Origin of the sequence: Acuticoccus sp. MNP-M23 (assembly GCF_031195445.1) — a bacterium.
Taxonomy (GTDB): domain Bacteria; phylum Pseudomonadota; class Alphaproteobacteria; order Rhizobiales; family Amorphaceae; genus Acuticoccus.
Map to the genome: position 1 here is coordinate 3555113 of NZ_CP133480.1, position 20159 is coordinate 3575271.

13 protein-coding genes are annotated in these 20159 nt (G+C 66.0%); 11 read left to right on the plus strand and 2 right to left on the minus strand.

Features of this window, described 5'->3' with window-relative positions:
- Positions 1–60: 60 nt before the first annotated feature.
- The 9 genes from RDV64_RS16390 (at position 61) to RDV64_RS16430 (ending at position 12034) form a co-directional block, all read left to right on the plus strand.
- Positions 61–1041 carry a DUF2497 domain-containing protein gene (locus RDV64_RS16390; protein WP_309196005.1) on the plus strand — a complete coding sequence of 327 codons (981 nt, stop codon included), beginning with the start codon at positions 61–63 and terminating at the stop codon, positions 1039–1041.
- A 223-nt stretch (positions 1042–1264) separates the two neighbouring features.
- Positions 1265–2443 (plus strand): c-type cytochrome biogenesis protein CcmI, encoded by a 1179-nt coding sequence (gene ccmI, locus RDV64_RS16395; RefSeq protein WP_309196006.1) that lies wholly within the window; start codon positions 1265–1267, stop codon positions 2441–2443.
- Complete coding sequence (gene ccmE, locus RDV64_RS16400) at positions 2440–2919, plus strand: cytochrome c maturation protein CcmE (protein ID WP_309196007.1); 480 nt, start codon at positions 2440–2442, stop codon at positions 2917–2919. Before ccmI ends, ccmE begins: the two co-directional genes overlap by 4 nt.
- The gene (locus RDV64_RS16405; RefSeq protein WP_309196008.1) at positions 2909–4900 is read left to right on the plus strand and encodes a heme lyase CcmF/NrfE family subunit; all 1992 of its coding nucleotides are present in this window, start codon (positions 2909–2911) and stop codon (positions 4898–4900) included. Before ccmE ends, RDV64_RS16405 begins: the two co-directional genes overlap by 11 nt.
- Positions 4897–5373 (plus strand): cytochrome c-type biogenesis protein CcmH, encoded by a 477-nt coding sequence (locus tag RDV64_RS16410; RefSeq protein ID WP_309196009.1) that lies wholly within the window; start codon positions 4897–4899, stop codon positions 5371–5373. The genes RDV64_RS16405 and RDV64_RS16410 overlap by 4 nt, the downstream gene beginning before the upstream one ends.
- 143 nt (positions 5374–5516) lie before the next feature.
- Positions 5517–7037 (plus strand): Do family serine endopeptidase, encoded by a 1521-nt coding sequence (locus RDV64_RS16415; RefSeq protein WP_309196012.1) that lies wholly within the window; start codon positions 5517–5519, stop codon positions 7035–7037.
- Between the two features lie 125 nt (positions 7038–7162).
- Positions 7163–7843 (plus strand): response regulator transcription factor, encoded by a 681-nt coding sequence (locus RDV64_RS16420; protein WP_309196014.1) that lies wholly within the window; start codon positions 7163–7165, stop codon positions 7841–7843.
- Positions 7827–9221 (plus strand): HAMP domain-containing sensor histidine kinase, encoded by a 1395-nt coding sequence (locus RDV64_RS16425; protein ID WP_309196015.1) that lies wholly within the window; start codon positions 7827–7829, stop codon positions 9219–9221. The genes RDV64_RS16420 and RDV64_RS16425 overlap by 17 nt, the downstream gene beginning before the upstream one ends.
- Positions 9218–12034 (plus strand): bifunctional [glutamine synthetase] adenylyltransferase/[glutamine synthetase]-adenylyl-L-tyrosine phosphorylase, encoded by a 2817-nt coding sequence (locus RDV64_RS16430; protein WP_309196016.1) that lies wholly within the window; start codon positions 9218–9220, stop codon positions 12032–12034. Before RDV64_RS16425 ends, RDV64_RS16430 begins: the two co-directional genes overlap by 4 nt.
- A 218-nt stretch (positions 12035–12252) precedes the next feature.
- Here RDV64_RS16430 and RDV64_RS16435 read toward each other — a convergent pair whose 3' ends face one another.
- Positions 12253–14478 (minus strand): ATP-binding protein, encoded by a 2226-nt coding sequence (locus RDV64_RS16435; protein WP_309196018.1) that lies wholly within the window; start codon positions 14476–14478, stop codon positions 12253–12255.
- Positions 14479–14832: 354 nt separating this feature from the next.
- Positions 14833–17412 carry an aminopeptidase N gene (pepN, locus tag RDV64_RS16440; protein WP_309196019.1) on the minus strand — a complete coding sequence of 860 codons (2580 nt, stop codon included), beginning with the start codon at positions 17410–17412 and terminating at the stop codon, positions 14833–14835.
- Positions 17413–17722: 310 nt separating this feature from the next.
- On the opposite strand from pepN, the gene RDV64_RS16445 reads away from it, so the two are divergent.
- A complete protein-coding gene (locus RDV64_RS16445) occupies positions 17723–18433 on the plus strand; it encodes an FkbM family methyltransferase (protein ID WP_309196020.1) in 711 nt (236 codons plus the stop codon).
- A gap of 72 nt (positions 18434–18505) precedes the next feature.
- Entirely contained in the window at positions 18506–19723 is a 1218-nt protein-coding gene (locus tag RDV64_RS16450; RefSeq protein ID WP_309196021.1) for an acyl-CoA dehydrogenase, read from the plus strand.
- The last annotated feature ends 436 nt before the right edge of the window (positions 19724–20159 follow it).

Sequence of the window (20159 nt, forward strand, 5' to 3'; positions counted from 1 at the left end):
GATACCATCGTGTGTGTTGAGGATGATTCGCGGCCCTGAGTGGCCGGGGGGAGACATGCGATGGACGACCTCTTGGCATCGATCCGCAAGATCATCGCAGATGATTTCGGCGAAAAGCCGCAGCCGGAGCGTGCCGGTTCAGAGACCCGAACGCCGCCGCGTCACAGGCCGGTGTACAGTGAACTCGACGCTGACGCGGAAATGGACGCGCAGGTGTCCGGCGCTGTCGCCAGGGCGTTCGACTCGGTTGCGCAAGGGGCGGTGGAGCCCGATCCCGGCCCGTACGACTATGGCGAGTATGAGCCGGTGAGCGACGACGACACCGACCCGCCGGCTGACGGCCTGGACGAGGACGACACGGACCACAACGAAATCATGCGCTCCATCGCCAGTGCGATTGCAGCGCAGCGCAGCGTTGCGAACTCGCTGAGCGAACCGCCTGAAGCGAGCTGGTCGCCAGTTGTCCTGACCGAACCGGGGCTTGATGCGCCCGCGCGCCAGCCCCGTGCCGCGTCCCCCGAGGTTGCCGTTGCCGGCAATTCGCCGCTGGAACGGCTGGCGGCGCTGAAACAACGGCTGTCGTCGGACGGTGTCATTGATCCCGGCCGCGAGGCTGCTGCGACCAAACCTCCGGAAAAGACCGCACCATCGGCCGTGACGGCCGAATCGCTGCCATCAAACGTCTACCGCCTGGACCCTGATCAAAGGACCACCGAAATGAGCGAGACCGTCGCAGACGCGCAGGTTCATGCCGATGCACAGGGCAACGCGTTCCGCCGTGCGCCCGCACCGCAGCCTCAGGCCGTCCGGCCCGAAGCGGCTGACGAGGGGCTGACCAGCCAGAAAACGCGCGCCAACGTGAATCAGGCGTTCGACAGCCTCTCCCGCACCGTCCTCACCAACAATCCGCGCACCGTGGAAGATCTGGTGCGCGACATGGTGCGGCCGCTCCTGCGCGAATGGCTGGAGGCCAATCTCGGCGAAATCGTCGAGCGGCAGGTTCGCCAGGAAATCGAGCGCGTGAGCACGCGCGGACGCTGAACGGCTTGCGGGCTGCGCTGTTGAGCCGCGCCGGCCGAGCGGTCAAACTCTTGCGCTGCTGTGCCATGGGGCGCAGTTAGAAACCCAATGGACAAGCCGCGGCTGTTACAGTGGCGCGGGAATTGTTTTTGGGGGCGAGATGGCGTCGAGGGATGCGATGGTTTGCGGCCGGATTGGCGGGGTCCGTCAGGACCGTGCCGCGCAAAGTTGAACGCTGCACGCCATGATCTTGTGGATTGCACTTGCCGTTCTGGCCACGCTCACCGTCGTTGCACTGCTGCGGCCCCTTCTGGCACGCAACGTTGAGGTTGGCGGCGGCGATGACCGCGAGGTCTACGCCGCCCAGCTGACCGAACTCGAGGCTGATGTCGAGCGCGGCCTGATTGCCGACAAGGAAGCTGCCGCCGCGCGCACCGAAATTGCGCGCCGCCTCCTGCGCTCGCGCGATGCGCGCGGGTCTGGCCCGTCGCGCGGCCGGCTCACGGCAGTGGCACTGGCCGTTGCCCTGTTCGTGCCGGTGTTTTCGGTTGGTGCATATGTCTGGCTGGGGACGCCGCAATATGGCGACCAGCCGCTTGCCGCCCGCCTCGCGCCCATTGACGATGACACCTTGCAGGAGATGCTGGCGAAGGCCGAGCAAAGACTTGCAACCGAGCCTGATGACGCCGAGGGGTGGCTTGCCATTGCGCCGGTCTATCAACGGCTCGGGCGCTTTGCCGACAGTGCCAAGGCTTACGGCAAGGTCAACGATCTGCTGGGCGAGCGGACCGAATGGCTGACCGCGGAGGGCGAGAACCTCGCCTTTGCGCAAGGCGGTGAAGTGTCCGCCGAGGGGGCAGCGCTGTTCGAGCGGGCGCTGGCACTGGACCCGCAGGCGCTGCGGCCGGCAATCTTCCTTGCCATCGCCGCGCGTCAGGCGGGCGACTTCATGGAAGCGGGCGAGCGCTGGCGCCACATTCTGGCCCGCAGCGATGGCACGGAGCCCTGGCTTCAGATCGCCAATGCGGAATTCATGCGCATTGCAGAGGCAAGCGGCGCGCCGACCTCGGTGGACGCCGGTCCGCGCATCAACGCGCCTGCACCGCAGGGCGGCCCGCGCATCGGCACTGCGCCACCAACGCAGGCGACGCCCTCCGGCGCCGGAACTGCTGCTGCGCCGAGCGGGACTTTTCCGGGCGGTGCGCCGCCGCCGGCTGTGGTGGCGATGGTTGAGGGCCTTGCCGCGCGGCTTGCCGCGAGCGGCGGCACGGTGGACGAGTGGACGCGGCTCGTGCGCTCGCTCAACGTTCTCGGCCGTACGGACGAGGCACAGCAGGCTGTGCGCGACGGTCTGGCCGCGCTCGATGGCTCGGATCGCGCAGCATTCGCTGCATCGCCAGAGGTGAAGGAGACCGCGCAATGACGTCGCCCCATCGCCGCGCGCGCAAGACGCGCCGCCTGTCGCTGATCGCTCTGGCCGGCGTTGCTCTCGGCGGGGCGGCAGCGCTGGTGTTTTATGCGCTCAGCGACCGGATCACCTATGCGCCGACACCCACCGAGCTTGCATCCGGCAGCCATGCCGTCGGCACACGGGTGCGTCTTGGCGGCCTGGTGGAAGTTGGTTCGCTGCAGCGGGGCGCGGACGGGCTGGTGTCGTTTGCGGTGACGGACACGGCCAACCGCATTCCGGTCACCTACGTCGGCCTTCTGCCGGATCTCTTTCGCGAGGGGCAGGGCGTTGTGACCGAGGGCGTGATGACGGCCGGCGGCGTGCTCGACGCCGACACGGTGCTTGCCAAGCACGACGAACGCTACATGCCCAAGGAAGTGGTCAACAGCCTGAAGGCGCAGGGCCGCTGGAAAGATGGACAGATGACGGAGGCCGGCCATGCTGAATGAGCTGGGCCATTATGCCCTGGTGCTGGCGCTGGGCGTTTCGCTCATACAGTCCACCCTGCCGATTGCCGGCGCCAAGCTGCGCGACGCGCGCTTGATGGCGCTGGCCGCCCCGGCCGCCTTGATGGTGTTCGTGCTCATTGCGCTGTCTTTTGCAGCGCTGACTGCGGCCTATGTCCGGTCTGATTTCTCGGTCCTCAACGTGTTCGAGAACTCGCACTCGGCCAAGCCGATGATCTACCGGATCTCCGGCGTCTGGGGGAACCACGAGGGGTCGATGCTCCTGTGGGTGCTGATCCTCTCGGTCTTCGGCATGCTGGTGGCGACCTTCGGGCGCAACATTGCCGCCAGCCTCAGGGCAACCACCGTTGCCGTGCAGGGCTGGGTGGCGAGCGCGTTCCTCCTCTTCATCATCCTCACGTCCAACCCGTTTGCGCGCGTGTTGCCGGCGCCCATCGAGGGCAGGGACCTCAACCCGCTCCTGCAGGACGTGGGTCTCGCGATCCATCCGCCGCTGCTTTATTTCGGCTACGTCGGGTTCTCCATCGTGTTCGCGTTTGCGGTGGCGGCGCTGATCGAGGGGCGGATCGACGCGGCCTGGGCGCGCTGGGTCCGGCCGTGGACGTTGATCTCCTGGATCTTCCTGACGCTCGGCATCGCGATGGGGAGCTACTGGGCCTATTATGAGCTGGGCTGGGGCGGCTGGTGGTTCTGGGACCCGGTGGAGAACGCCTCGTTCATGCCGTGGCTGGCAGGCACCGCACTCCTTCACTCCGCCGCGGTGATGGAGAAGCGCGATGCGCTAAAGGTGTGGACGGTGCTTCTGGCGCTGATCACATTTTCGCTGTCGCTGCTCGGCACGTTCCTTGTGCGCTCCGGCGTGCTGACCTCCGTCCACGCCTTTGCCTCCGACCCAACGCGCGGGCTCTTCATTCTCGCGATCCTGTCGATCTTCATCGGCGGCGCGTTCACGTTGTTTGCGATGCGGGCCGGTTCCCTGAAGGCGGGCGGCGCGTTTGCGCCCATCAGCCGCGAGGGGGCGCTGGTCTTCAACAATGTGTTCCTTACCACCTCCTGCGTCACGGTGCTGGTGGGAACGCTCTACCCGCTGGTGCTGGAGACGCTGACCAGCGAGAAGATCTCCGTCGGCCCGCCCTACTTCAACCTCACCTTCATTCCTCTGACCGTTCCGCTGCTCCTTGCCATTCCCTTCGGCTCTCTTCTGGCCTGGAAGCGGGGTGACATTGCCGCCGCGGCCGAGCGTCTGGTGGCCGTTGGGGTGGTGGCAATCTTTGCCGGCGGGCTCGGGGCATGGCTGGCCGGAGAGGAAACGCGGCTGACGGCAACATTTGGCCTCGCACTCTCGGTCTGGCTCATTGTCGGCGCCTTTGCGGAGATTGCGCTGCGCACGGCATCGGCAAAAACGGTCTCCGGACGCATCCGGCGGGCGGCCGGGTTGCCGCGCTCCATGTGGGGGAGTGCCTTCGGGCACCTTGGCGTCGGCCTGACGGCGCTGGGGATCGTCTCTCTCACCGCCTTCGAGACCGAACGGATTGCCGACATGAAGCCCGGCGATGCCATCGAGATTGCAGGCTACACCGTAACATTCGACAGCGCGGCGGAAGCCGAGGGGCCGAACTACAACGACGCCATCGCCAACTTCACGGTGACGGTGGACGGCAAGGTGGTCACCACCTTGTCGCCGGCGCGGCGCTTTTACCCCGCCCGGCAGATGCCCACCACCGAAGCCGCCATCTACACAACCGGCATGACGCAGCTTTACGTCACGCTGGGCGCGGTCGAAAACGGCGGCATTGTGGTGCGCATGTTCCACAAGCCGCTGGTGCTTCTGATCTGGCTCGGGGCCGTGATTGCGTCCTTCGGCGGGCTGCTGTCGCTGCTCGACCGGCGGTTGCGGATCGGGCTGCCGGCGCCGGCCCGGCGGTCCCCGCCGCAAGGTCTGGTTCCGGAGCCGGGCGAATGAGGCGCGTTGTTGCAGCGCTCCTCACGCTGGGGCTTCTTGTGGGCGGTGCGGCGCTGGCGGCCAACCCCAGCGAGCAGCTGGCCGATCCGGCGCTGGAGGCGCGGGCGCGGGCGCTGGGGCAGGAGCTGCGTTGTCTCGTCTGCCAGAACCAGTCCATCGACGCGTCTGACGCCGAACTTGCCAAGGACCTGCGCCTGCTGGTCCGCGAACGCATTTCGGCCGGCGACAGCGACGAGGCGGTGCTTTCCTATCTGACAGACCGCTACGGCGCCTTCGTGCGCCTGCGCCCGCCCATGAATGCTGCAACCATTGCCCTGTGGGCGGCACCCTTGGTGGTGGTGCTGATTGCGGGGATCGGGGCCGCGGTCTACCTGCGCGGTCGGCGGCGCCTTGTGGCCGACACCCCCGCGCTTTCGGCCGACGAGGAAAAGGCGCTGGCTGCGATGCTGGATGCGCGCAAACGCCAGAGCTGACGCGAAGCGACGCTGCCCGGCACGGGGCTGTGGACGTCCGGCGAGCTTACCAAATTGTCACACCGCAGAAAGCGCAACGTAATGTGACGGCTCCTATCTTGGCATTCGAGGCCTTTGAACGGCCACTGCCAACAGGAGTAATCATGGCACTCACGCTGAAGAAGTCGCGCGGACGGGCAGCGGTCCTCCTCGTGGGCACGTTCCTTGCCGGCGCGGTTGGCGCCAATTTCCTCGACGGACGCACGGTGACCCCGGCTTACGCGCAGAACCTGTCCGATCAGGTGCCCGCTGCCGCAAGCCAGAACGCACCGGGTTTCGCCGACATTGTGGATCGTGTCTCTCCCGCCGTCGTCTCGATCCAGGTCAAGAGCCGGGCACGCAAGCAGCTCTCCAGCATGGAGGGGATGCGCGGCTCTCCCTTCGAGCAGTTCTTTGACGATTTTGCCGAACGCTTCGGCCAGAACGACGAGCCCCGCCAGCGCACCCCCAACCGTCGCAACTTCTCCATGGGTCAGGGGTCCGGCTTCCTGATCTCCGATGACGGCTACATCGTCACCAACGGCCATGTGGTCGACGGTGCCGAGGAAGTCACCGTGGTGATGGGTGACGGCGAAACGCTGGACGCCGAAGTGATCGGCGTCGACGACAAGACCGACCTTGCTCTGGTGAAGGTCGAGCACGGCAAGAAATTCCCGTTCGTCACGTTCGCCAGCAGGGAAACCCGCGTCGGTGACTGGGTGATGGCTGTCGGCAACCCGTTCGGCCTCGGCGGTTCGGTCACCGCGGGCATCGTCTCGGCACGCGGCCGCGAAATCGGTGCTGGCCCCTACGACGATTTCCTCCAGATCGACGCGCCCATCAACCGTGGCAATTCCGGCGGCCCGACGTTCAACCTCAACGGCAACGTGGTCGGCGTGAACACCGCCATCTACTCGCCGTCGGGCGGCTCGGTGGGCATCGGCTTTGCCATTCCGGCCTCCATCGCGCAGGACGTGATCGAGGACCTGAAGGATGACGGCAACGTCACCCGCGGCTGGCTTGGCGTTCAGATCCAGCCGATCACGCCGGAAATTGCCGAAAGCCTTGGCCGCGACAACATTGTCGGTGCTCTGGTGACCGATCCGCAGAGCGACAGCCCTGCCGACAAGGCCGGCGTGAAGGCGGGCGATGCCATCATCTCCGTGGACGGCGAAGATGTCGACGGCCCGCGCGATCTGGCGCGCACCATCTCCACCCGTGCACCCGGCGAAGAGGTCACCCTCCAGGTCTGGCGCGACGGCAAGGCGATGGACGTGAAGGTGGAGCTCGGCAAGCTGACCGACACTGCGGCCGCCAGCAGCACGCGGGGCAACGAGGAAGAACCCGCCAAGCAGGACTCGACCGAAACGCTGGGCATGACCCTCGCTCCCGCCGGCGAAGTCGGCATCGAGGGTGACGGTCTGGCCGTGGTCGAGGTTGACCCCGATGGCGCTGCGGCCAGGAGCGGCATCCGCGTCGGCGACGTGATCCTGCAGGCCTCGGGCATGGACGTTGCCTCGGCCGGCGACCTGAAGACCGGCGTGGACACGGCCACCGGCGAAGGGCGCAAGAACGTGCTCCTGAAGCTGCAGTCCGGCGAGAACACCCGGTTCGTCGCGCTGCCGGTTGAAGAAGACCGCGGCTGATCCACCGATCGGACGCGGGAGAGGGGGCCGGGCGTGACCGTCCGGCCCTCTTTCTTTCCGGCACTGTCAGTTGCAGTGAACCGCTTTGATTTGATACAGAATTTGCATGACTGGTGGATTGCCCGATGAAAGTCCTGATCGTTGAAGATGATGTGGATGCAGCCGCCTACCTTTCACGGGGTCTGGGCGAAGCCGGCCACAGCGCCGACGTTGCGGGTGACGGGGAAACCGGCCACGACTACGCCGCCAGCAACGACTACGATGTCCTGATCATCGACCGGATGCTGCCCAAGAAGGACGGCCTCACCCTCATCAACGAGCTGCGCAATGCAGGCAAGCAGGTGCCCATCATGGTCCTGTCCGCTCTCAGCCAGGTGGACGACCGGGTGAAGGGCCTTCGTGCGGGCGGGGACGACTATCTCACCAAGCCTTACGCCTTCACCGAGCTTCTGGCCCGTGTCGAGGCGCTGGGGCGGCGCAAGCAGACCGCCGAATTCGAGGCCATCTACAGGGTCGGCGACCTTGTGCTCGACCGGCTCAGCCACACGGTGACCCGCAACGACGAGAAGGTGCTTCTTCAGCCGCGCGAATTCCGCCTGCTGGAATATCTGATGCGCCACGCCGGTCAGGTCGTGACCCGGACCATGCTGCTTGAAAACGTGTGGGACTACCACTTCGACCCGCAGACCAACGTGATCGACGTGCACATCTCCCGTCTGCGCGGCAAGATCGACAAGAGCTTTGACAAACCGCTGCTGCACACGGTGCGCGGCGCGGGTTATGTGATCCGTGCCGACGCCGACTAGGCTCTTCCGCACCACGGCATTCAAGCTCTCTCTCGCCTACCTGTGCGTGATCGTCGTCCTGTCACTGGGCCTGATCGCGTACATCTCATCGACCACGGCTAGGTTGTTCGACCGGCAGCTCGAAACAGCGATCGACCGCGAAATTGCCGAACTCAACGCCGAGTATGAGGCGTCCAGCCTCTTCAAGGTAATGCGGACCATTGGCCGCCGTGCCATGCAGCCGGACGCCAGCGTCTACCTCGTGACCGATTTTTCCGGCAACCCGCTGGCGGGCAACGTGTCGGAGCTGATGTACGACCCGGCGGTGGTGAGCGAGAATGTGGCCTTTCCAGTGCGCTACATGCGCTTCAAGCCCGGAGAGGGGGAGAACAACGAGGAGGCGCACCGCGCGCTGGTGAAGCTCTCGGTGCTGGGCGGCGGCTACCGGCTGCTGGTCGGCCGGGACGTTGAGGACAGGATCGAGTTCGCCACCATCATCCGCCGCTCCATCCGCGGTGCGATCATTGTGGTGGTGGGGCTGGGGCTTTTGTCCTGGATCTTCCTGTCGCGCTCTGTCCTGCGCAAGGTCGATGCGGTGGCGGCAAGTTCGCAGAAGATCATTGGCGGCGACCTTGCCCGGCGCTTGCCGGTGGACGGTTCGGGCGACGAGTTCGACCGGCTGGCCCACAGCGTCAACGCCATGCTGGACGAGATCAACCGCCTGCATTCCGGCTTGCAGGAAGTCTCCCAGAACATCGCCCACGACCTGAAGACACCGCTGACGCGGCTGCGCAACCGCCTGGACGAGGCGATGCGCAGCCCGCCTGCCGCGAGCCGGGCGCCCGAAATATTGGGGCCGGCCATCGAGGAATGCGACCATCTCATTCGCACCTTCGAGGCTCTCCTCACCATTGCGCGTGTGGAAAGCAATGCCGCCGGTGTGGCGCTGGCGCGGACCGACCTTTCGGCGCTGCTCGAGGATATTGCCGAGTTTTACGATCCGGCGGCGGAAGATGCCGGGATGAGTCTTGTCGCAAAGATCGCGCCGGGGGTTGTCATTGACGGCGAGCCGACGCTTCTACGCACCATGATGGCAAATCTACTCGACAACGCGCTCAAATATGGCGCTTCGCCGACCGGCCAGGTGGACCTGGTGCTGGAGCGGACCGATGCGGAGGCGACGATTGTGGTGCGCGACTTCGGCACCGGCGTCGCAAACGAAGACCTTCCCCGGCTGACGGACCGGTTCGTGCGGATGGATGCCGCCCGCACCAAGCCTGGCGCTGGCCTCGGCCTTGCGATGGTCAAGGCAGTGGTCGGCCACCACGGCGGCCGCCTGACGCTCGATGACGCAGGCCCCGGCTTCCGCGTGTCAATCGCCCTGCCGCTGCCGGCATGAGCGCGCTGGCTGAAAATTTCACGCCGCTTCCCATCGCCCCCGACACGGCGTTTGCCGAAAAGATGGCAGATGCCCGCGCGGAGGCCGGGGTTGCCCCCTTGCCGGAGCCGGTTGCGGAGGCGCTCGGCACGGTCGCAGCGGTATCTCCGTTCCTGGCCGACCTGATGCTGGGCGATCCGGCAATGCTGGACGCTGTGCTTGCCGCGTCTCTGAATGACAGTGTGGCCGCCGCCGCCGTGACCGGGGATGACGTTGCAGCAAGCCTTCGGCGCGGCAAGCAACGGGTGGCGCTGGCTGTGGGGCTCGCCGATCTTCTGGGCAACGCAACGGTCAAGGCCGTCACCAACGCATTGTCGGATTTTGCGGATGCGGCCATCGCAGCTTCCCTCAACGCCGCCTTCGCAGAGCTTTGCGAAAAGGGGCAGGTGTCCACCGACGATCCGTCGCAAGCAGGCCTCTTCGTCCTTGCCATGGGCAAGCTTGGCGGGCGGGAGCTGAATTATTCCAGCGATGTCGATCTCGTCATCCTGTTTGACCCGGTGCGGGCGCAAAATGTCGGGCTGGCCAGGGATACGGCCGTCCGGCTGGTGCGCCGCTTTGTGCAGCTGATGCAGGATCGCACGGCGGACGGCTATGTTTTCCGCGTGGATCTGCGGCTGCGGCCGGACCCTGGCGCCACTGCGCTTGCGGTCTCCACGCCGGCTGCCATCAAATATTATCAGTCGCGCGCCCGGCCGTGGGAGCGGCAGGCGATGATCAAGGCCCGCGCTGTGGCCGGCGACGAGACGGCGGCGGCCGCCTACATGGATGCGGTGGAGCCCTCCATCTGGCGTGTCGGCTACGATTTTGCCGCTATCGACGAAACGGTGGCGCTGCGCGAGCAGATTGCCGCGGTGAAGGGGGCTGGCGCCATCACCGTGCCCGGCCACAACGTGAAGGTGGGCCGCGGCGGAATTCGCGAAATCGAGTTTTTTGCGCAGAGCCTGCAGCGGGTTGCGGGCGGGCGCGACCTCGCGCTGCGCGGCCACGCGACCGTGCCGATGCTGGCTGCCTTGTGTGAGCGGGGCTGGGTGAGCGAGACCGACTGCGCGGTCCTGACCGATGCGTACGAGACGCTGCGCAAGGTGGAGCACAGGCTGCAGATGGTGCGCGACGACCATGTGCACACCATGCCCGATGCCGCCGGGGTACAGCGCATTGCCGTGATGATGCGTGACGAGGCGCTCACCCAGACGCTGGAGGCAACGCTGCGTGCGGTCCATGCGCGCTTCATGGCGCTGGCCGACGGGCCGATGCCGGAAAATCCGATGCTGCGCGCCTTGCAGGCCGACCGGCCGGAACTGAGTACAGTGCTGGCCGAAGCGTTTGATGAGCGGCGGGACGCCTGGCAGGCAGGCTGCTATAGCTGCTTGCGCACAGAACAGGCGCGCACGCTGCTGGCGCGGCTGGAGCCGGCCATCCGCACCGCCATCGCGTCCTCGCCCGACAGTGCTGTGGCGCTGGAGCGGTTCGACGCATTTCTCGCGACGGTGACCCGCGGCGTCGATTTCCTTGCCCGGCTCGACCGCCATCCGGACCTTGTGGGGGTGATTGTCCTGATTGCGGCGTCCTCGCCGCGGCTTGCCGAGCAGCTTGCCCGGCGCGGGCGGCTCCTCGACGTGCTCATCGACCCCACCTTCTACGGCAGAGCGCATGACGACGCTGCGCTGGAGGCATCGCTCGGCGCCGCGCTGGAGGCAGCGCAGGACTACGAGGAGCGGCTCGACGCGCTGCGGGTGGTGGGTCAGGAGCAGATGCTGCTGATAGAGGTGCGCATTCTGACCGGCTCGCTGCTCAGCGCAGAGGCGGGGGTGGAAATCACCACGCTGGCGGAGCGGCTTGCCGGCTGCGCGCTGTCGATTGCGCGCGATGCCTTTGCCGAACGGCACGGCCATGTGGAGGGTGGCGGCGTGGCGCTTCTGGCGCTCGGCTCCTTCGGCAGCCGCGAAATGACGCCGTCCAGCGACCTCGATATTGTGTTCATCTACGATGCGGCCGACGAATCGAACGGCTCCGACGGCGCCAAATCGCTGACACCCGGCCACTATTTTGCGCGGCTGGCGCAACGCTTCATCGCCGCGTTGAGCGCACCGACCGCGCGGGGACGGCTGTTTGAGGTGGATCTGCGGCTGCGGCCGACCGGGCGGGCCGGGCCGCTGGCCACGCACATCCGGTCCTTCGAGCGCTATCAGGCGGAAAGCGCGTGGGTGTGGGAACAGATGGCGCTTACGCGGGCGCGCGTTGTGGCGGGCGATGAGGCGGTGGGCGCCCGTGCCATGGCCGCGATCGACCGTTCGCTCGCCGCATGCCAGGGGTCGGATGCGCTGGCGGGCGAAGTGCTGGCCATGCGCCGCAAGCTGGACGGGCTGTCCCGGCAGGATGCCAAGCACGCGCCGGGCGGTCTGGTGGACATTGAGTTCATCGTGCAGTTTCTGCGGCTGAAATCGGGCCTAGAAACGCGCACCACAATGACGCGCAAGCTCCTCAACGAGCTGGCCGCAGCGGGAATGCTGGATGATGCGGCGCGAGAGCTTCTGGTGGACAGCCACCGGCTCCTGCGCAAGTTGATGCTTCTGTTTTCTGCTGCGGGCGTTCCGGCCCGTCCCGCAGAGGCGCCGGCTGCGTTGAAGCCGCTCCTGCTGCGCGCCGCCGATGCACCGGACATGGATTTTCTTGAGGCCGATCTTGCAGAGCGTCGCACCGCGGTGCGCGCGTTGTTCGAGAAGATCGTCGGTCCGCTGAACCCGCCGGACGACGGCAATCCTCAAGGCTGAGATTGGCCCTGAGTGCGGCGGTGACAGACACCGCCGCACTCAGGCAGAGCGCAAATTCGATCGCGGGGAGATGACGCAGAACCGTGGAATCTCCCCGGCGATCAGCAATTCGTTTCTGGATAGCTTGAAATAGAGATCCGCCGTCGCAGCCGATGTGACCGGGATCACAAAAGCGGTGATTGGCGGGCGCAGGATGCCAGCGGGGCGGCTGGTGACGATCAGCCCTCGCGGGGGAGGCGCACCGTCACCGTCGTGCCCTGACCGACTTCGGACTGGATTTCCATCTTGCCGCGGTGCAGCTCGGTGAGCGAGCGGGCGATGGCAAGGCCGAGGCCGGAGCCCTGGTGCGTCTTGGTGAACTGGTTTTCCACCTGCACGAACGGCTGGCCGAGACGGTCGAGCTCCCGCTTGGGAATGCCGATGCCGTTGTCCTCCACGCCGACGACGACCCAGTCCCGCTCCAGCCAGGCACGCGTGGTGACGCAGCCGTCGTTGGGCGTGAACTTCACCGCGTTGGACATGAGGTTGAGGAGGATCTGCTTCATCGCGCGGCGGTCGACCTGGATGCGCATGTCCTTGGAGATGGCGGACGCCAGCGTGATGTTCTTCTCCGCCGAGGTCGGCGTCATGATCCGCAGCGCCTCGGAGAACAGCTCGGCAAGGTCGACGGTCTCGACCGAGAGGTCCACCTGGCCAGCCTCGATGCGGGACATGTCCAGAATGTCGTTGATGACGCCGAGGAGATAGCTGCCAGAGTGGTGGATGTCGCCGCAATATTCTTCGTATTTCGGCGCGCCGAGGGGGCCGAACATCTGGCTCTTCATGATCTCGGAGAAGCCGATGATGGCGTTCAGCGGTGTTCTGAGCTCGTGCGAGATGTTGGCGAGGAATTCGGATTTTGCGCGGTTGGCATCCTCGGCGCGGGTCTTTTCCTCGGCGTGCTTCTTGGCAAGCTCCGAAAGCTGGTTGGCCTGATTTTCTGCCGTGCGGCGGGCGCGCGACAGTTCCACCACGTTGGCCTTGAGGCTGCGCTCCTTGTCCATGAGCTGTTCCTCATGGTTTTTCAGCGCGGTGATGTCGGTGCCGACGGAGACGAAGCCGCCGTCCTTGGTGCGGCGTTCGTTGATCTGCAGCCAGCGGCCACCGGCAAGCTCGGCTTCGTAGGAGCGCTCGTGCTCGTTCTGCCGGCCCTTGATGATGGCGCGGGTGGAAACGACCGGCTGGAGCGCTGCGCTGATGACCTCGTGGTAGGGCATCCCCGGCTGGACCGCGTCGTCCGGCAGGTTGTGCATCTCCTGGTATTTGGTGTTGCACATGATGAGGCGGTTTTGCGCATCCCACAGGACGAACGCTTCGGACACGGTCTCGATGGCGTCGCGCAGGCGCATGTCGGCGGTGGCGGAGAGTTCGGCAAGGCGCTTCTGCTCCGTGGTGTCGAGGGCGACGCCGATGAGGTGCGGGCGGCCGGACTCCTCGTGGTTCACCAGCTCGGCGCGCATGGAGAGCCAGATCCAGCGGCCATCCGCATGGCGCATGCGGAGCGTGCGGTCGAGCACCTTGGCGCCGGAGCGGAGCTGGCGTTCGGCCACTTCGTAAAGGTCGCCATCGTCGGGGTGGACCAGCGCCGAGACTTCGCGAAAGCCCATCAGCTCGTCGCGCGGTGGCATTCCCAAAACCTCGAACATCGAGCCCGTCCAGAACATCCGGCCGCGGGCAACGTCCCAGTCGAACAGGCCGCAGCGGCCTCTGGCGAGGGCGGTTTCGATCCGGGTCTGGGTCGAGGTGTAGATTGTGTCGGCGGATCTGGCGCGGGCGGACTGGGCGTAGAACGCGTAGACCACCACGATGATGACGCCGGCCGTGCACATGAACAGGACGGCGGACGTGGACAGCATCTCGCGCCACTTGGACAGGATCGACGCGATGGGCTGAGTGACGGCCACCATCGCGTCCGTCCCCTCTATGTGGTGGACGGTGGCAAGACGCGCCACGTCTCCGACGGTCAGCTCCATCACGCCGGCACGCTTGCCGAATGTGGTGAGCGGCTGATTCTGGCCGAGCAGTCTTGACGGGGCCTCGCGCACCAGGTCGCCCCGGAACGGGAATGTGGCGGTGATGGTGTCGCCCTCGATGAGGGCGACCTGCCTGCCATTCTGGGTGGCGTTGTCGGGAAGGACTTCGCCCAGGATCGCGCCGAGCGAAGCGCCGCTGTCGGACGCGATGCGCGCACTTTCGGCGGACATGGCGGTGGCGAGGAGCGTCATCTCGCTGCGTGCGGCATCCAGCGTATCGGCCCGCTGGTCGACCGTGATGGCAATGCGGTAGGCGCCGATTACCAGAATGAAGATGATGGTGAGAAACGGGATGGCGCGGCGCAGGATCGGCTCGCGCGCCAGAAGCTGGCCGTAGCCGGGGGCGGCCAAGAGGCGGACGTGGCCGTTCATCTCGTTCTGCTTGCGCGGAGTGCGGTCGTGGTCGCTCCGGGCGGCGGCGCGCTTGGTGTCGGGCGCGCGGCGCGGTTCGGGTCGCGCGGGTCGCTGGCGGACAGGTCGCACGGGCGGCGGCGCTGGCGCTGCGTCCGGGCGTACGGGTCCCTGCGCAGCCCCCGCCGCGGCACGCTCCAGCTGCGCTGCGCTCAATGTTCCGGACGCCAAGGTGCTGCCCCGCCTTCGATTCGCACGCCAGTATGCGCCTGCGATCTACCTCAGCCAACCAAGGTTAATGAGAGGTAAATATTGCCCCCGGAAAATGCGGGTTTCCGGGAGCGTCAGCGTGATGCGTGGTGGCGGCGCAGTCTCTCAGTTGGCGGACAGGAGCCGGCGCACGATGTCCGCCACATCGGAGGATTTTACCTTGGCGAAGGTTGCTTCCAGCGCCGCCTTGGCCGCGCTGCGGCGTGCCGGATCGAACCGGCGCACATCGCCGAAGGCGGTGAGGAGGCGTGCGGCCACCTGCGGGTTCTGCGCGTCGAGCTTGGCGGCGGTTTCTGCCAGAAAGCGGTAGCCCGATCCGTCTGCGGCATGGAATGCGGCCACGTTCTGGGAGAAGGCGCCAATGAGGCTGCGGGTGCGGTTGGGGTTGGAGAGGCTGAATGCGGGATGCGCCATCAGGCCCTCGACGCGGGCTTTGGGGTCGCCATCGCCGCGCAGGGCCTGCAGCGCGAAATATTTGTCCAGAACCAGCGCCTCGTGGCTGAACGCATCGTGGAAGGTCTCCAGCGCTGCGTCGGTTTCGTCAGCTCGGGCGCCGGCGAGGGCGCCAAGGGCCGCGAGCCGGTCTGTCATGTTGCCGGCCTCGTCCGCCTGCTTGGCGGCGCGGGCGGTGTCGCCAGCAGCGGCGAGCAGCGTGAGGGCGCAGTTGCGCAGGGCGCGGGCGCCGGCTGCGCCTGCGGACACATCGTCCGCAGCGGGGGCGGGCGCGTCATGCAGCGCGGTCAGCGCGGGCTGCATGGCTTTTCCCAGTGCGGTGCTGACGGTGCGGTGGGCGGCATCCACCTTGTCCGCGTCCACATCCGTGCCGATCGCCTCGATGAGGGTGAAGCGGGACGGGACCTCCAGAAGAAGGGCGCGGAGGGCCGCTTCGTGGGCGTCGTCAGTCACCACGGCGCTGAGGGCTTCGCCGGTGGCGGCAAGGTCCGGCTCGTCCCCGGCGTAGGCGGAGAGCAACGCGCCGATCAGAAGGCGCTGGGCCGCATCCCAGATGCTGAACGGGTCGCTCTCGCGGGTCAGGAGTGCAATGTCGCGTGCCGGCGCGTCGGCGCGCTCCAGGATGACCGGCGCCGAGAACGCGCGCAGGACCGACACGATGGGCGCCGCGCCCTGGTCGCGCAGCGTCAGGCTGGCGGTTTCGCCCTTGAGAACCAGAAGGTCGCCGTCAAGCTCGGCGCCTTTCACTTTGGCAGCGGACAGATCCAGCTGACCACTGTCACCGAACGCTGCAATGCGGATCGGCACCGGCTTGACGGTGGCGCTCGGTGCCGGATGCTGGGTGAGGGTGATGGTGGCAACCCCGTCTGCAAAATCTTCCTCGACGGCAACTTTCGGCGTGCCGGGCTCCTGATACCAGGCCATGAAGGCGTTCACGTCGAGCGGGGCGAAACAGGACAGGAAGTCCTCCACCGTGGCGGCGGTGCCGTCGAACCTGTCGAAGTAGGTGTCCATGCTCTTGCGGAAGGCCGCTTCGCCGATGAGCGTGTGGATCATCCGCACCAGCTCGGCGCCCTTCTCGTAAACGGTGGCGGTGTAGAGGTTGGAGATCTCGTCATAGGTGGACGGGCGGACGGGGTGGCGCAGCGGCGAGGCGTCCTCGCGGAACTGGGCCAGGCGCAGGCGCTTGGCGTCCTGCACGCGCTTCACGCCGCGCGAGCGCACGTCTGCGGTGAACTCCTGATCGCGGAAGACGGTGAGGCCTTCCTTGAGGCAGAGCTGGAACCAGTCGCGACAGGTGATGCGGTTGCCGGTCCAGTTGTGGAAATACTCGTGTGCGATGACCGCTTCGATGCCGGCATAGTCGAGGTCGGTGGCGACGGCGGGGTCGGCCAGCACATAGCGGTCGTTGAAGACGTTGAGGCCCTTGTTCTCCATGGCGCCCATGTTGAAGTCGGACACGGCGACGATGTTGAAGACATCGAGATCGTACTCGCGGCCGAAGCGCTCCTCGTCCCACGCCATGGAGCGCTTGAGCGCATCCATCGCGTAGCCGGCGCGGGCTTCCTTGCCCGGTTCCACGTAGATGGCGAGCGCAACGCGGCGGCCTGAGGCGGTGACAAAGGTGTCACGCACCGCGCCGAGCGCACCGGCCACCAGCGCAAACAGATACGTGGGCTTGGGGAAGGGGTCGTGCCACTGCGCATAGGCCCGGCCGTCCTGTTGGCCTTCCGCAACGAGATTGCCGTTGGACAGGAGCACCTGCTCTCCGGGCCCGTCGGCCAGCATCCAGACATCGTAGGTGGAGAGAACGTCCGGCCGGTCGTAGGCGTAGGTGATCCGGCGGAAGCCTTCGGCCTCGCACTGGGTGCAGTAGATGCCGCTGGAGCGGTAAAGGCCCATCAGCTCGGTGTTGTCCTCCGGCGCGACGATGGTGGTCAGCGTCAGCTCGAAGGGTTTTTTCGGCGGGTTCTTCAGGACGAAGCGGTCGGGCGATGCCTCATAGGCGCGGGGGTCGAGCGGGGCGCCGTTGAGGTCGGCAGCCACGAGGTTGAGGCCGTCGCCTTCCAGCACCAGCGGGTCGTCCACCACACCGCGGGGTGCATAGTCGGTCGAGTTGCGCACGACGGTCGCCTTGGGGTGGAGCGAGATCATCAAGGTGACGTGCTTGGCGTCGAAAAGCGTTGGCGCGTAGTCCTCCAGGCGGACGGTGGTGCCGGTGTCGGTTCGCATGGGGGCGCCTTGAAATGGAATTTGGGGCAGGCCGGACATCGACCTGTTTCTCCGGCAGGTTGACCCGCGCCGCGCAACGGCGCAAGCGCCCGGCTCGAATGGCAGCCAGTTTGATCAGACTTGTCGCGCCATCCCCGCGCCGAGACGGGAGTGGCGGCGACACGGAACGCCGATTGCCGGGCATGACCTGCTATGAGACGTTCGACCCGACCAGCGAGAGATCTCATTGTCTTCCGAGCCGCAGCCGCATCAGAACAACCGCGCTCAGCGGATGAAATTCACCAGATGGCAGATTGTCAAAGGGCGATGGATGCTGCGCGCGGAAACGGCCTGGAGCGCGCTTCTGCTCCGCGGGCGGGGCCCCTACGAGATCGACGGGATGGTTTTCGAGGCGCCGGATGGGGCCTCGCCGCGCTTTCACCGCCGGCTGCAAAGCGGCAAATATGAGCTGAGCGAGCGCGGTCTCGTCACCCGTCATGTTCCGAAGGGTGCCAGGGTGCTGGAACTTGGCGGGTGCATCGGCGTGGTGGCCTGCAAGCTCAACCGACACCTCGACGACCCGGGCCAGCACGTGGTGCTGGAGCTGGACCCCGATGTTGCGACGGTCCTGGCAGCCAACGGCAGGCGCAACAATGCGGGCTTCCACGTTGTCGCGGGGGCGGTGTCCAGGCGCAGGAACGCGCGGGTAAAACGCCTTCCCAGCGTCGTCAGCACCCGGATTGTCCACGGCAAGGAAGGCGAGGCGGTTGCCGCGCACACCATTGACGGGCTGGAAAAGCGGTTCGGCGTGGCGTTCGACACGCTGGTGATGGACATCGAGGGCGGCGAGGTGAACTTCGTGCGCGATTTCGGCGACGCGCTCAAACGGTTCGATACGGTGATGGTCGAGGTCCACTGGTGGATCGGCCCCGACAACCTGGCAGAGGTGGAAGGCGCCTTCAGCGCGGCCGGGCTCACCCGTGTCGACAGTGCCGGGGCGGTACAGATCTGGAAGCGGCAATCGGCGCCAGCTGCCGGATAGGGCAGGCACTTTGCTCTCACGGAGCGGTCGCGCTATCTTTGAGGTGTAAAACATCTCGAAGTGGGAGTGGGCATGTCGGTTGCCGCTGAACTGCACAACGTCAAGGACAAGAAAGTGGCCTTCCAGTGGGACGATCCGTTCCGGCTGGACGACCAGTTGAGCGAAGACGAGCGGATGATCCGCGACACTGCGCACGACTATGCACAGGAGAAGCTGCAGCCCCGCGTCCTGGAGGCCTGGCGCAACGAGACCACCGACCGCTCGATCTTCAACGAGATGGGCGAGCTGGGGCTTCTCGGGATCACCGTGCCGGAAGAGTACGGCGGCGTTGGCGCCAGCTACGTGTCTTACGGGCTGGTTGCGCGGGAAGTGGAGCGGGTCGATTCGGGCTATCGTTCGATGATGAGTGTCCAGTCCTCGCTGGTGATGTACCCGATCTACGCCTACGGCGACGAGGCGCAGCGCAAAAAGTGGCTGCCAAAGCTTGCGACCGGCGAGTTCATCGGCTGCTTCGGCCTCACCGAGCCCGATGCCGGTTCCGACCCCGGCGGCATGAAGACCCGCGCCGTGAAGGTGGACGGCGGCTACATGGTGTCTGGCTCCAAGACGTGGATCTCCAACGCGCCGATCGCGGACGTGTTTGTGGTCTGGGCCAAGAGCGAGGCGCACGACGGGGCGATCCGCGGTTTCGTGCTGGAAAAGGGGATGAAGGGGCTGGATGCACCGAAGATCGACGGCAAGATCTCGCTGCGCTCGTCCATCACCGGCATGATCATGATGGACGAGGTGTTCGTGCCGGAGGAAAACCTCCTGCCGAATGTTTCGGGCCTCAAGGGGCCGTTCGGCTGCCTCAACCGGGCACGCTACGGCATTTCGTGGGGTGCGATGGGCGCGGCCGAATTCTGCTGGCACGCCGCGCGCCAGTACACGCTGGACCGCAAGCAGTTCGGCAAGCCGCTGGCCGCGACGCAGCTGGTGCAGAAGAAGCTCGCCGACATGCAGACCGAAATCGCGCTCGGCCTCCAGGGGTCGCTGCGTGTCGGACGCCTGTTCGACGATGGCGAGATGGCGCCGGAGATGATCTCTCTCGTCAAGCGCAACAATTGCGGCAAGGCGCTGGATATTGCCCGTGTGAGCCGCGACATGCACGGCGGCAATGGTATCTCCGAGGAATACCATGTGATGCGCCACATGGTGAACCTCGAGACCGTAAACACCTACGAGGGAACGCACGACGTTCATGCGCTGATTTTGGGACGGGCCCAGACCGGCATTCAGGCGTTCTTCTGATCGCTCTGAAAGGATGCTGAAGCAGCGCTGGTAAAATGATGAGTCGCTCCGGTCCGCCGGAGCGGCTTTTTTTCATTTTCGAGGTCAGTGGCGCGCAAACAGGTCACGACTGACGAAAATATGTCACGCAATTGCTGGTATCAGAGCTGGCCGAGGCGAACGGTGGCTTCGGGGTCTCCAGTCAGCATAGTGTGACGTTATTCCTGTTCCCGGCAGGTGTGAAAGGACCACGGGTCGGCTCCGACTTTGGTGACGAAAGAGCGTCTTTCGCTTTTCCTTCCGTCAAGTGCACTTGACGCGGGTGGCCAACATCTCGTCCGATGGGCTCTGACAATTGGTCTGTCCGTGGCGCCGCGTTCCGTGGACCTTTCGCGTTGTGGTTATGAACGAAACATGCAATCAGCAGAAGAGCTTGGCACCATCCAGGACAGCAGGA

Coding starts and splice junctions, on each gene's coding strand:
- RDV64_RS16390 (WP_309196005.1), top strand. CDS start 61: ATGGACGACCTCTTGGCATCGATCCGCAAGATCATCGCAGATGATTTC.
- ccmI (WP_309196006.1), top strand. CDS start 1,265: ATGATCTTGTGGATTGCACTTGCCGTTCTGGCCACGCTCACCGTCGTT.
- ccmE (WP_309196007.1), top strand. CDS start 2,440: ATGACGTCGCCCCATCGCCGCGCGCGCAAGACGCGCCGCCTGTCGCTG.
- RDV64_RS16405 (WP_309196008.1), top strand. CDS start 2,909: ATGCTGAATGAGCTGGGCCATTATGCCCTGGTGCTGGCGCTGGGCGTT.
- RDV64_RS16410 (WP_309196009.1), top strand. CDS start 4,897: ATGAGGCGCGTTGTTGCAGCGCTCCTCACGCTGGGGCTTCTTGTGGGC.
- RDV64_RS16415 (WP_309196012.1), top strand. CDS start 5,517: ATGGCACTCACGCTGAAGAAGTCGCGCGGACGGGCAGCGGTCCTCCTC.
- RDV64_RS16420 (WP_309196014.1), top strand. CDS start 7,163: ATGAAAGTCCTGATCGTTGAAGATGATGTGGATGCAGCCGCCTACCTT.
- RDV64_RS16430 (WP_309196016.1), top strand. CDS start 9,218: ATGAGCGCGCTGGCTGAAAATTTCACGCCGCTTCCCATCGCCCCCGAC.
- RDV64_RS16435 (WP_309196018.1), bottom strand. CDS start 14,478: ATGAACGGCCACGTCCGCCTCTTGGCCGCCCCCGGCTACGGCCAGCTT.
- pepN (WP_309196019.1), bottom strand. CDS start 17,412: ATGCGAACCGACACCGGCACCACCGTCCGCCTGGAGGACTACGCGCCA.
- RDV64_RS16445 (WP_309196020.1), top strand. CDS start 17,723: ATGCTGCGCGCGGAAACGGCCTGGAGCGCGCTTCTGCTCCGCGGGCGG.
- RDV64_RS16450 (WP_309196021.1), top strand. CDS start 18,506: ATGTCGGTTGCCGCTGAACTGCACAACGTCAAGGACAAGAAAGTGGCC.